Below are 13417 nucleotides of genomic sequence, written 5' to 3'. Positions count from 1 at the left end.
CCACCTCTATTCCACTATAAATCCTTTTTCTCTGATAAGATCTATTACTTTTTTAACATTTTCTTTACACGTATTTTCATCTTCAGCTTCAACCATAACTCTAATCAATGGCTCTGTGCCTGAAGCTCTAACTAAAATTCTACCCCTATTTTCTAATTCTTTTTCAATTTCTTTTACCTTGTTTTTTATATCTTCATTATTCAAAACTTTATTTTTATCATAAACTTTAATATTTGTTAAATTTTGTGGATATATCTTAAAGTCTTTAGCTAGAAGTGATAAAGATGTCTTTAGTCTAACCATTGTTTCTACTAATTTTAGTGACGTCAATATACCGTCTCCTGTTGTAGCGTATTTTGAGAGTATTATATGACCAGATTGTTCACCACCTATTGAATATTCTGATTTTCTCATTTCTTCCGATACGTATTTATCACCAACTGAAGTTTTAATATATTCAATTTCCAAGTCATCAAAAGCTTTATAAAGACCAATATTTGACATTACTGTTGTTACAACTATATTTTTGTTTAATTCCCCTAACTCTTTTAAGTATTTACCTAATATATATAAAATATGATCACCTGTAATCTCATTTCCTTTTTCATCTACAGCTAAACATCTATCTGCATCTCCATCATAGGCTATACCTATGTCATATCTACCTTTTTTTACAGATTCAATTAAATTATCTAAGTATGTTGAGCCACAATTTCTATTAATATTAAAACCGTCTGGTTTATTGTAAATCATATCTACATCTGCGCCTAATATATCAAATACATTATTTGCTATTTGATATGCTGCTCCATTTGATGCATCTATCAAGACTCTTATTCCCTTAAATGATTTTGTTACTGTAGTAGTTAAATACGCAATATATCTGTTTCTACCTAATATATAATCTACTGTACGCCCTATTTCATCTCCCTTAGATAGGGGTATAGTATCTGTTTGTGAATCCAAATAGTTTTCCAATTCTTCTATTAATTTTCCTTCTATTTTATAGCCTTCTGAATCAATAAGTTTTATACCATTATCAAAATATGGATTGTGACTTGCAGAAATCATAATACCACAATCAAAGTCTTCAGTTCTAGTTACATATGATACGCTAGGTGTTGTTGTAACGTGTAAAAGATATGCATCTGCACCACTAGATGTTATACCAGCTGACAATGCACTTTCAAACATATAACTCGATCTTCTTGTATCTTTACCTATCAGTATTTTAGCTTCATTATTTTTGAGTTTAAAATGATGACCTAAAAATCTACCAATTTTGAAAGCATGATATACTGTTAATTCTTTATTTGCCTCACCTCTAAATCCATCTGTACCAAAATATCTCATTAATATTCTCCTATATTTTATTACTTTAATTATACTATAAACTCTAAATATATTTATAGTATGTAAATTATTTTTTTTATAATCTTAACGAAATTTCATATACTTGATTTTTGCTCATATCAAAATCCTTAACTATTTGCTTAACAGCAGACTTTTTAGTATATCCTTCCTTAAGTAATTCCAACATTTTCTTTTCAATAAATTCTTCGCTTATCTCTTCTTCAACATTATCTACATCTACAACAACTACAATCTCTCCCTTTTCTAGCACTTCATAATCCTTATAATCTTTGGCCATAAATATTTGTATTGATTCATACATTTTTGATATCTCTCTAATTATTGCTATTTTTCTTTCAGGTATTTCCGTAGATAAATCCTCTAAGGTTCTTAATATCCTATGTGGGGATTCATAAAATAGTTGTGTGTGTTTACATTCTTTTATATTTTTTATAAATCTATTCCTTGATGTTCCTTTATTTGGTATAAATCCTAAAAATGTAAATTGTGAATTATTAAAACCGCTCATCACAATCGCTGTAATTGATGCTGATGCTCCTGGTAAAACTGTATATTCTATATTATTTTCAATTAAGTTTTTTATCAATATATTTCCTGGATTTGATATGCCAGGCATGCCAGCATCAGATATAATTGCAATAGAATTTCCTTTTTTTTCTAAAGTAATTATTTCTTCAGACCTCTCCGTCTCATTGAATTTATGGTAGGATATTAGTTTTTTATCTATATTAAAATGTCTTAAAAGTTTACTACTCGTTCTCGTGTCTTCGCATGCTATATAGTCAACTTCTCTTAACACATTTAACGCTCTTATTGTAATATCTTCTAAATTCCCAATTGGTGTTGGTACAAAATATATCATGATTCCTCCAAAAAATAAAACTGACCCACTTGGTCAGTTTTGGTCTTTTTTATCTCTAACAACAAAAATTACTAGTAAAATAAATGTCAAAAAGGCTATAATCACTAATCCTATATCATAGATTGAATGTCTAAATTTATTATAGTCTATATCCAATTTTACATCAAAAAATTTAGCAAGCTGTGTTTCAAAAATATTATCAGGAAAATCTAATTCTAAAAGATTATGATTTTCAATATTGTACTGATACCATGCTTCATGCCCATCTGATCTAACTAGGCGTACAAGATACTCTCCTTCATATCCAAATCTATTTATTTTGTACCCTTGTATTCCATTTAATTGAGCTATATTAACTTCTTCTAAATTAAATAACCTTAAATCTTCGTTAAATATCTTGTTGAATTTTGTAGGTCCATAAATATTTCCTTTTATATTTGTAAACTTCTTAAATTCTTTAAGTATTTCACCATCATCTGAAAACGTGTATAGATTCGGTTCTTCCAGTTGACTTTCTTTAAGTGGTATAAGCATACTACCTGAATTATCAATATAAACTTTATATTTATTACCTTTAATATTTTGTTCTATAACTTTAAGTCCTTCAAACTTACTATTTTCACTAAAATCGTAAAAAAGAATCTTTTTCAATATTTTTATTTTTATATTTAAATTTTTCTTTTTCAGGTTTTTCCCATCTAAACGTATATGTGTTGGTATAATTTCCATTTCTTAATACTATAACATTTACCTTTTGAAAATTTGGATTAACTTTTAAATTACCTTCCACAACTGTATCTTTACTATCTGTTTCCAACTTAAACTCTATTTCTTGAGTATTTTTATCTATTTTTAAATTATATTCATTTTTATTTTGAATTATTTCTTCTTCTAATTTAGCATTTGAAACTTCAACTTTTTTTATGTAGGGTTTTTTTAAATGACCTAAATACTCTTCTTTTTGCTCTTCTGAAAGATTTTCTAAAATAGTTTTTCTTATCTCTTCATCACTTAAAGTTTTTTTATTTTCAGTAACAAGGAAGTACACTGTATCTGTTCTAGAAATTACTACACCACCTTTTGTCTTAGCATTTATATCGATTTTTAATTTGTAAACCCCTATCTTTGTAGGCGTAAATTCAACTTTAACTAACTTATTATTTACAAATGTTTCAGATTCTATATCTCCGATATTTTTAACATCATTTACTGCACCAGAGATTAAAACTTTACCACTCACTTCTTTTTCAAATTCATAATTTCTTCCAAATAATATCTTATCACCAACCCTATATGTGGAGTTGGCAAATAAAACATTCTCATAAAAGGCTATAAACATAAAAATTATTAAACTTGAATATACAATTTTATTAATTTTTTTCATGATATTTATCCATTAATTTTTTACTTTCAATATTTTCAGCTATTATCAAAAACAATAAACTTTCAATAGCTATTTGAAAATTTATATTTACATTCAATAAAGCTTTAATTTTCTCTATTCTTAAAATTATTTCTTCTATAGAATTCTTTATTAGATACGATTGATTTAGTTGTTTACCATCTATATTTTTTCTTCCTTGTATTAATTCAGAAAAAATATGCGTAAGAATAAAAAGAGTTTCTACCTTTCTTTCAGATAGAATCTTAAAAGTATCTTTTTCTTTGCTAATAATATAATAGTTTCCTGATAAGGCTTTTTGAATTAAAGAAAACACTTCTCCAAATAGTTCCTTATCAAAATTTACTATATTTTTCCTTAAACTTATAACTTGACTTCTTGAAATAATTGTATTTAATAACTTATTTCTATTATCAGTAGTCATAATAACAATGCTATAGCCTGGTAGTTCTTCAAGAGTTTTAAGTAACGCATTTTGAGCTTCTACTCTCATTAAATGTGCATCTTCTATAACCATTATTCTATACTTATATCCTGCTGGAGCCTCATATACTCTTTTTGTCAGCTCTCTTATTAAAGAAATGGAAATAGTACTTTTTTCAGTTCTAATAACTTCAACTATATTTTCTGCATTCCCTTCAAATCGAAGTAATTTTTTTGAAAATTCTAAATATTGTTCTTTAATTTCATCTGAATTTCCTTCAAAAATATATGAATGAAAAACTGAGTTGTTCTCTATTTGTTCTTTTAATATATTTTTTAACATTAGTATTTTATAAATTGTTCTACATCTAAGATAAATATTGTCGCTCCTCCTACAGTTATCTCTAACGGAAGGGATTGAAATAATGGACCTTGATCATTATGGTTTATTATTGTAGTAGTTGTAGCTCTTTTTTTACAATTTTCATCTATTATTTCTAAACATTTTTCAACTTTATTTTTATCAACACCTAGAAGTAATGTAGTATTTCCCTCTTTTAAAAACCCGCCTGTTGTAGCTAGTTTAGTAACTGAAAATTCATTTTCAACCAATTCTTCCATCAATGAACTAACATCTCTATCTTGAACTATAACTATTAATAATTTCATTTTTCCTCCAATATTTCTTTAATTTTTTCTAAAGTTTCATTAGCTACTTCTTCTATATTTCTAGAGGCATCAATTACAATATATTTATCACCTTTTATTAGATTTTTATACCCTTCATATACCTTTTTATGAAAATTATTTTTCTCTTCTTCAAATCTATCTGCTTTTGAAGATACTTTTTTTCGTTCTAAAACTGTTATGGGGTCTACATCAAGAAAAAATGTGTAATCTGGACTCAAATCGTCTGTAGCAAATTCATTTATAGTTTTAACCTTTTCTACACCTAATCCTCTTGCACTACCTTGGTACACAAGAGACGAAAGTACGTATCTATCTGAAATTACTAGTTTATTCTGTGATAAAGCTGGTTTAATGACTTCTTCAACATTTTGTGATCTAATAGCAGCAAATAGTAAAGCTTCTGTTTTATCATCTATTTCTAAATTGGAATTATCCAATAGAATCTCTCTTATTTTTTCACCTATTTTAGTACCGCCAGGTTCTCTAGTCATTATGTAGTCAATATTACTATCTATAAGGTATTCCTTTACTTTCTCTAAAACTGTAGTTTTTCCAAATCCATCTGTACCTTCGAAAACAATAAATTTTCCTCTCATATTCCCTCCCTATTTAATATATTATATATGTTTTTATAGGTTTTTGCCATTATATTTTTTATAAAATCTATTGTAGGTAATGATATGTGTCAAGAAAATATTTCATAAATAATATCGAATAAATAATGTCTTTATAACCAAAATTTTTTAATGTTAATATAAATGTTTATAAATTTATTTAATTTTATATATACATAATAATTCTTATTATTGTTTGTTTTATGACAAATCTCTTAAAATACTGTATACTGTATTTGATGGCTTTTAAGAGGAGGAATTATGAATACAAACATAGACGACTTAGGTATATTTAAATACAATCCTTACTTAAATGATTTCAAGGATGATATCATTTTAAGAATTAAAAAGTACGAAAATAAAAAAACTGAATTATTAGGAAAAAAAAGAAAACTTTCTAGCATAGCTAATTTTCATGAATACTATGGATTCCGTAGAACTAGAAAAGGATGGATATATAGAGAATGGCTACCTGCAGCAGATGAAGTATCCCTACTTGGAGACTTTAACAACTGGAATAAAGAAAGTCATAAATTAAGAAGAATAGATGACAAAACATGGCAAATCTCTATAGACGGGTTGAACACCATCCCTCACAATAGTAGGTTAAAAATAATTGTAAAAAAAGATGGCATTGAACACTATAGAGTTCCAATGTTTATAAATAAAGTAAATCAAGAGGTAAAAGAAGATGGAAATCTAGATTTTTACGGATTAATGAATAATCCTGTAAAAACATATAAATTCAAAAATAAACTAAAATTTGACAAAAATTTTAAGCCATTTATATATGAAACTCATATTGGAATAGCTCAAGAAAAAGAAGGAATTGGTACTTACGAAGAATTTATTAATATTTTACCTAGAATTAAATCTCTAGGATATAATACTATCCAAATAATGGCTATAGCTTCTCATGTATACTATGGTTCATTTGGATATCATGTAACTAACTATTTTTCAGCATCTCATTGGTTTGGAGATATTGAAAATCTAAAGAAACTAATTGATAAAGCTCATGAGTTCGGCCTAGCTGTACTTATGGACGTAGTACATTCTCACGCTTCAAAAAATATTCATGAAGGTATAAATTACTACGACACTACCGATTATCAACTATTTCATTCTGGAGATAGGGGAAACCATGGATTATGGGATTCTAAATTATTTGATTATGAAAAAAATGATGTTATTAAATTTTTATTATCAAATCTTAGATATTTTCTAGAAGAATATAACTTTGATGGATTTAGATTTGACGGTGTTACATCCATGATATATCATAACCACGGAATAGGGAGTGTATTTGCTTCATATAATGATTACTTTTCAATGAACACAGATATAGACGCTTTAGTTTATTTAACTCTTGCAAATGAGCTTATAAAGGAAATTAAACCTCAATCTATCTCTATTGCAGAAGATGTTAGTGGAATGCCTGGACTTGGTGTTGCAGTTGAAGATGGCGGGATTGGCTTTGACTACAGATTTAATATGGGTATCCCTGATTTTTGGACAAAATCTTTAGAGTTAGATGATCACGAATGGAGCATGAACTGGATGTGGCACGAATTAACGTCTAAGAGAGCTGATGAAAAGACTATATCTTATGTCGAAAGTCATGATCAAGCGTTAGTTGGAGATAAGACAATTATGTTTAAGCTAGCTGATTCAGAGCTGTATTGGAATATGAATATAGAAAATAGTAGTCACTTAATACATAGAGCTATTGCACTCCATAAACTTATTACCTCTGTTACTATAAATACTGCAGCTGATGGATACTTAAACTTTATGGGAAATGAGTTTGGGCATCCTGAGTGGATTGATTTTCCATCAGAACAAAATAATTGGTCTTACAAATACGCAAAGAGACAATGGCATTTAGTAGATGATGTGAATTTAAAATATCATTGGCTCAACAACTTTAATAAGGCTACAATTTCTTTTGTAAAGGAACATAAACTAATAGGTAAATACTCAAGACTTACTTTTATACACAACGAATTTAAATTATTAATGTTTAAGCGAGGAGATTTGTATTTTATATATAATTTCCATCCTACTCGTTCATATGAATCACTTTCAATTCCCATTGAAGAAAAAGGTGATTTTAAAGTTATCTTTAACAGTGACGATGCTAGATTTGGTGGTCTAGATAGAATATCTAGTGACTATGTATATGAGAGTAAAGATGTTATCGGTACAGAATTAGATTATAATATTAATATCTATTCACCAAGTAGAACTATGATGGTATTAAAAAAAATTGATTAAAATAAATAAAACAATCAAAATAAACTCCAAAATCGAGGTAGGATTTTGGAGTTTATTCTTTATACTTAATAATTTATTAGATATTTCTAAACTACTTTATCAGAGAATTTACTTCTCTTGTAAATTCAACAACGTCCTTTATTTTTAATCCCGCAATTAACCTTGCTTGATTATATAATACATTTGTTATGGTTTTTATTTTTTCACTATCATTATGTGAAAGAGCATCTATCAATTTATTATAAAATACATGGTTAGGATTTATTTCAAGTACTTTTTGTGCTTTTAAACCATAATTTTGTTCTTGTAAAGATAGTGTTTTTTCCATTTCAATAGAAATATCTCCTTTTGATGTTAAAAGTGAAGCGTCATCTACAAGTCTTTTTGAAACTTTCACTTCAATAACTTCCTCTCCAAGTACCGATTTCATTTCTTCTATTAAAGATTTTTCATTAGATTTTTCAGCTTCTGTTTTTTCTTCTTCAACTTTTTCTTCTTCAAACTCTTCTTCAAAAGCAGATTTAAACTTAACTTCATTATAATCTGACATCAATTTAATAACAAACTCATCTATGTGATCTTGCAGGAATATAACCTCTATATCTTTATTTTCGAACATTTTTAATGCTGGCTGTTTTTTGATTGACTCATATGACTCTCCAGTAGCATAATATATATATTTTTGATTATCTTTCTTATCATTAATATATTCTTCTAGCGTCTTAAATTCTTGAGATTTTGAAGACTTAAATAGTAATAAATCTTCCAGATCTTTTTTCTTAGATCCTTGGCTCTCATAAATTCCTGCTTTTAAGCTCAATCCAAAAACTTCATAAAATTTTACATATTTATCTCTATCATCTAAAAGTATAGATTTTAATTCCGATAAAATTTTCTTCTCTAAATTTTTAGCAATAGATAAAAATCTTCTGTTATTTTGTAATATTTCTCTTGAAATATTTAATGATAAATCTTCGCTATCTACTATACCTTTAACGAATGAAAGATAATCAGGCAATAAGTCGTCATTTTTTTCCATTATCATTACACCATTCGAATAAAGCTCTAAACCTCCTGAAAAATTACTTGTATAGAATTGCATAGGCTTTTGTGTGGGAATATACAAAATTGCTTTATAATTGATCATTCCTTCGGTAGATAAGTGAACCCAAGACAATGGATCATCAAAACCATATCTTTGTGCATGGTAAAAGTTTTTATAATCTTCAGAAGTAAGCTCATTTTTATTTTTTTTCCAAATAGGAACCATAGAATTTAGAGTTTCTACTTCAGTGATTTCTTCAAACTCTTCATCTTCACTTTCTTTAGGAACGCTCTTTGTAACTTCCATATTTATAGGATACTTAATATAGTTAGAATATTTTTTTATTAAATGCTTTAAGAATCCTTGATTTAAGTATTCACTAAAGTCGTCATCCTCTGTGTCTTCTTTAATATATAGTTTTACAGTTGTACCCACTTCATCTTTACTTGCTTCAGAGATATCATATCCATCCGCACCCTCACTCACCCATAAGTACGCTTTTTCATCATCTTTTTTAGTTAGCACTTCTATTTTATTGGCAACCATAAATGATGAATAAAAACCAACACCGAATTGTCCAATGATTGAAATTTCATCATCTTTATTCAACTTTTTAAAATCTAAAGAACCACTTTTCGCTATAGTTCCTAAATTATTCTCTAAATCTTCTTTTGACATTCCAATACCATTATCAGAAATACTTAAGACTCTATCTTTTTCGTTTATTTCTAAGAAAATATTAAAATCTGATTTATTTACTGCATTTTTTGAATTTAATTGATTGTAATATCTTTTATCAATAGCATCAGAAGCATTCGATACTAATTCTCTAATAAAGATTTCTTTATTTGTATAGATTGAATTAATCATTAAATCTAATATACGTTTTGATTCTGTTTCAAAATTTTTCTTCATATTTTCTCCTTTTTGTTATCACTTAATATTATTGAGTGCTATTTTTGTTTGTAAATAAAAGCTTCTCAGTAAGAAGCCTTTATTTTATTATTTTAACCTTAAATCGAAGTGTTTTGCAACTAATTCTAATAATTTATCCGCTAAAATTTCTTGTTTTTCTAAATAAACTTTTGAATCTTTATAGTTTGTGTGGAATACAGATTCTAAAATATATTTTTCTTTAGCTCTATTTCCTCTAAATACTCCCCAAATATCTCCATCACCTAAATTAGCTGACCTAGAAAATCCACCACTTGTTCTAGCATATTTTACACCTCTATTTTTTGTGTTTAATAATCTTTCCCAAGCTTCAGTTACTTCCTTAGCAAATTGATGAGATTTATTCGAGTTACTTCCCCACATCTCAACTCCTCTAACTTCTGGACTCGCTGCATTTGAGTGAATTGAAATAAATAAATCTGCTTCTGATGACATTCTAGCTCTTTCTGATAAGCTAGGATCTGAATCATTTACACTTCTAGTTGTTTTAACAGTTAAATTCGCATATTTTTTAGCTGCTTTTATTATAGTTTGTGTAAATTCAAAGTTTTGATCACCTTCATTAAATAATAAACCACCTCTATTACTTACCCTTCCTGGGCCATGACCAGGATTTAAGTAAAGTAAGAAATTGCCCTTCTTATGTTTTGTGTTATTACTTGAATCTGTATCTAATTCTTTTTTATTTTCTTTAGATTTTGAAGGAGACACTTCTTTAGTCTCTTCTTTTATTTTTGAATCAGAACCATTCTCCACCACAGATTTAAGTATCCATCCACCTGCTTGATTTGGATTTTTACTGATATTTATAGCATCGCCAGATACTTTATAAATATAATATTCTCCAGATCCCATTGTTCCAGGTGAGTTAACTCCTGATATAGCATCAAAAGCAGTAATATAAACCTTAGTTCTTTCTTTTAAAATAACTTTTACATCTGTATCTGAAGATTCTTTTGATTTTTCAGAAGCCTTAGATTGTTTTTCAGAAGGTTTTTTTGTTACCACAACATCTAATTTGGATTTATCAGAACCCTTTACTCCTTCTGAAGCTTTAACCCATGCTCCAGGTACATTTTTAATCTTAGAAATATTTATTACATCTCCAAGCTCCTTAAAAATATAATATTCACCAGGGTTATATTTTTTTACAGGATTTTCATCTTTAGCCGCATCATATGCTGATAAAAAAACATCGGTTGTTTTAGTCAATGCAAATTTATCATTTGATACCACTTTTTTTGATTTTTTTGTATTTCTTAAACTTTCTAAACTAACCCACCCACCTGAAGATGCTTTGTTTTTTGAAATATTAACTGAACTATTAGCTAACTTATAAACGTAATAATCCCCTGCTGAATACTTAGCAACTGAATTTTTTTTATTTTTAGCATCATACGAATTTAAGTATACATCTATGTCTTTAGGCACATTTATTGTTAAATTTTCTAGATTAGCCTCTAAATTATACTTTTCAGCAACTTTTTTCAATTTTTCTTTATCATTAAAAGCTCCTGAAGTCGCAAAATTTAAACCAAATGGTAATAAGATAGCAAATAATAATACTGATACCATTAGTTTTATATTGATTTTCTTCACTTTCATAAACACCTCTTTCTTTTTTTCTATATTAATTAAATTATATCATATATGTATCAAAATAGTAACATTTATATTACAAAGTTGTAGATGATTTTAATTTTGAAATTGAAATTTCTATATATTATAATAGTTATGAGGTAAAAAAATGATAAATAAAGAAACTAAAAATCTATTCTTAAATGATACATCTTGTATAGTTACCGAAACCAGTAATATATCTATGGTTTTTGAAGACAACTCTTTAAGCCATGCTATGCTAATTTTAAGGGAATCAAACTTTACTCAAATCCCAGTTTTAAATTATGACAAAAAGTTTATAGGCTTAATATCCTTACATCAAATTTATAAAAAACTTGATGAAGAATTGTTCAACGGGTTTGAGGCTTTACATAATTTAAAAGTTAAAGACTATGTTGACGAACACTATGCGGTAATAAACGAGAATTTTGATTTAGAACAAGTACTTAAATTATTAATAGATTATAATTTTATAAATTTAATAGATGTTGAAAACAACTATAAAGGTATGATTACGAGAAGTGCCGTTTTAAAACAATTTAATCGACTCGCTCATAGCAATAAATCAGTTTTTGATTAGTGTTCTTAATATTTTCACTATTTTATATAACTGTTCTTTTATATTTTCAAAAATAAAAACTCCTGACTGTTTTATACTAATCAGGAGTTTTCTAAATATAAAATACTATAAGGGTCTGTAAATAATTTTGTGTATCAACCTATTTCCTGATATTAAAGGGTATGGGTTGATACATTTTTTGTATCAATAGACATTCATTTCTTAAGAAATGAAGCTTAACTTAATTTTACACATTATTAATACACTGTCAAATTTTGTTAAAAATTTGCAGATATTTTTTACTATTGCTTTCTATTTTTTTTATTATATCCTCCCTTCAAAATATATTGATAATTGTGATAACACCTTATCCCAACCTCTTATTCTACTAGTCCACTTAGCTGAAGCATCTGCCATAGCTAGATAAAGACTTTTTTGTAATGCATAATCATTTGGAAATATTGCTTTATTTTTAGTTACTTTTCTTAACTGTCTATTAAAGTTTTCCATAGCATTTGTTGTGTATATCATCTTTCTAATACCTTCAGGATACTTAAAATATGTTGATAATTCAGCCCAATTATTTCTCCATGAAGATACACATGTAGGATATTTCTTACCCCACTTATCTTCAAATACATCTAAATTGGTTAGTGCTAAATCTTCTGTAGATGCTTTGTATATTGACTTTAAGTCCTTCATCAACTCTCTAATATCTTTGTATGATACATATTTAGTAGAGTTTCTTATTTGATGTATTATACATTTTTGTATTTCTGCTTTTGGATAGACTGCTTCTATTGCTTGAGTAAATCCTGGTAGATTGTCTGTTGAGAAGATTAATACATCTTCTAGCCCACGTTCTTTTAATTGATTTAATACTAAAAGCCAATATTTACTTGATTCATTTTCTCCAACCCACATACCAAGTATTTCCTTAAAGCCTTCTAAATTGTATCCTAAAGCTATGTAAACAGCTTTTTTAACTACAATATTATTTTCTCTAACATGATAGTGGATTGCATCTAAAAACACCATTGGATAGACCTTATCTAGTGGTCTGTTTTGCCACTCTTCTATTGTTGGAAGTATCTTGTTAGTTATTTTACTTACCATAGTTTCTGATAATCCAAAACCATAAATTTCTTTAATATGAGCTGATATGTCTCTAGTAGTCATACCTTTTGCATACATTGATATTATTTGATTCTCTATATTTGATATGTCTTTTTCATATTTTTTAAGTACTTGTGGTTCAAATGAAGCATCTCTATCTCTTGGGATATTAAGATCTATATTTCCATATGAAGATTTAACAGTCTTTTTACTTGATCCATTTCTAGTGTTTAGTGATAGTGGAACTTGTCCATATTCATAGTCTAGATGCTCATCAAGTTCAGATTTAAGCATTTGTTCTATTGCATCACCTAAAAGGTCTTTAAGTGCATTTTGTAAATCCTGAGCAGTTTCTGGTTGATATTCTTCTAGTAACATTTTAGTTATTTTATTTAGTCTTGTTTCTGGTCTTTTTCTTGGCATAAAAATTCCTCCTAATTAGTTTTTCTTTACCCTAATCAGGAGGTTTCTATACACAAAA

The 13417-nt window shown here is 27.5% G+C and carries 12 protein-coding genes; 2 read left to right on the top strand and 10 right to left on the bottom strand.

Going from position 1 to position 13417, the window contains the following annotated elements; genetic code table 11:
- Window positions 1–6 precede the first annotated feature (6 nt).
- The 7 genes from glmM to tmk form a co-directional block, all read right to left on the bottom strand.
- A complete protein-coding gene (gene glmM / locus AC4KN9_RS00435; protein ID WP_491016725.1) occupies window positions 7–1353 on the bottom strand; it encodes a phosphoglucosamine mutase in 1347 nt (448 codons plus the stop codon).
- A 76-nt stretch (window positions 1354–1429) separates the two neighbouring features.
- The gene (rsmI, locus tag AC4KN9_RS00430; protein ID WP_491016724.1) at window positions 1430–2236 is read right to left on the bottom strand and encodes a 16S rRNA (cytidine(1402)-2'-O)-methyltransferase; all 807 of its coding nucleotides are present in this window, start codon (window positions 2234–2236) and stop codon (window positions 1430–1432) included.
- A 33-nt stretch (window positions 2237–2269) separates the two neighbouring features.
- Window positions 2270–2887, bottom strand: a complete 618-nt coding sequence (locus AC4KN9_RS00425) for a hypothetical protein (protein ID WP_491016723.1) — start codon at window positions 2885–2887, stop codon at window positions 2270–2272.
- Window positions 2859–3620 carry a hypothetical protein gene (locus AC4KN9_RS00420; RefSeq protein WP_491016722.1) on the bottom strand — a complete coding sequence of 254 codons (762 nt, stop codon included), beginning with the start codon at window positions 3618–3620 and terminating at the stop codon, window positions 2859–2861. The genes AC4KN9_RS00425 and AC4KN9_RS00420 overlap by 29 nt, the downstream gene beginning before the upstream one ends.
- Window positions 3607–4404, bottom strand: a complete 798-nt coding sequence (locus tag AC4KN9_RS00415) for a DNA polymerase III delta subunit-related protein (RefSeq protein ID WP_491016721.1) — start codon at window positions 4402–4404, stop codon at window positions 3607–3609. The genes AC4KN9_RS00420 and AC4KN9_RS00415 overlap by 14 nt, the downstream gene beginning before the upstream one ends.
- Window positions 4404–4730, bottom strand: a complete 327-nt coding sequence (locus AC4KN9_RS00410; RefSeq protein ID WP_491016720.1) for a cyclic-di-AMP receptor — start codon at window positions 4728–4730, stop codon at window positions 4404–4406. Before AC4KN9_RS00410 ends, AC4KN9_RS00415 begins: the two co-directional genes overlap by 1 nt.
- Window positions 4727–5347 (bottom strand): dTMP kinase, encoded by a 621-nt coding sequence (gene tmk / locus AC4KN9_RS00405; protein ID WP_491016719.1) that lies wholly within the window; start codon window positions 5345–5347, stop codon window positions 4727–4729. The genes AC4KN9_RS00410 and tmk overlap by 4 nt, the downstream gene beginning before the upstream one ends.
- 279 nt (window positions 5348–5626) lie before the next feature.
- Here tmk and AC4KN9_RS00400 point away from each other — a divergent pair, with 279 nt between their 5' ends.
- Window positions 5627–7642, top strand: coding sequence for an alpha-amylase family glycosyl hydrolase (locus AC4KN9_RS00400; protein WP_491016718.1), 2016 nt, complete (start codon window positions 5627–5629; stop codon window positions 7640–7642).
- Between the two features lie 91 nt (window positions 7643–7733).
- Here the strand turns inward: AC4KN9_RS00400 and htpG are convergent, their stop codons facing one another.
- Both htpG and AC4KN9_RS00390 read right to left on the bottom strand, forming a co-directional pair.
- A complete protein-coding gene (htpG, locus tag AC4KN9_RS00395) occupies window positions 7734–9602 on the bottom strand; it encodes a molecular chaperone HtpG (RefSeq protein ID WP_491016717.1) in 1869 nt (622 codons plus the stop codon).
- Between the two features lie 87 nt (window positions 9603–9689).
- On the bottom strand, window positions 9690–11246 hold the full coding sequence (locus tag AC4KN9_RS00390) for an N-acetylmuramoyl-L-alanine amidase family protein (protein WP_491016716.1): 1557 nt from the start codon (window positions 11244–11246) through the stop codon (window positions 9690–9692).
- Between the two features lie 142 nt (window positions 11247–11388).
- On the opposite strand from AC4KN9_RS00390, the gene cbpB reads away from it, so the two are divergent.
- Window positions 11389–11841 carry a cyclic-di-AMP-binding protein CbpB gene (gene cbpB / locus AC4KN9_RS00385; protein WP_491016715.1) on the top strand — a complete coding sequence of 151 codons (453 nt, stop codon included), beginning with the start codon at window positions 11389–11391 and terminating at the stop codon, window positions 11839–11841.
- Window positions 11842–12144: 303 nt separating this feature from the next.
- Here cbpB and AC4KN9_RS00380 read toward each other — a convergent pair whose 3' ends face one another.
- A complete protein-coding gene (locus AC4KN9_RS00380) occupies window positions 12145–13314 on the bottom strand; it encodes an IS256 family transposase (RefSeq protein ID WP_491017909.1) in 1170 nt (389 codons plus the stop codon).
- Window positions 13315–13417: the final 103 nt, after the last annotated feature.

This window comes from Helcococcus sp. SA-HE-C1, from assembly GCF_985670335.1.
This window is presented reverse-complemented; position numbering and strand designations above follow the sequence as displayed.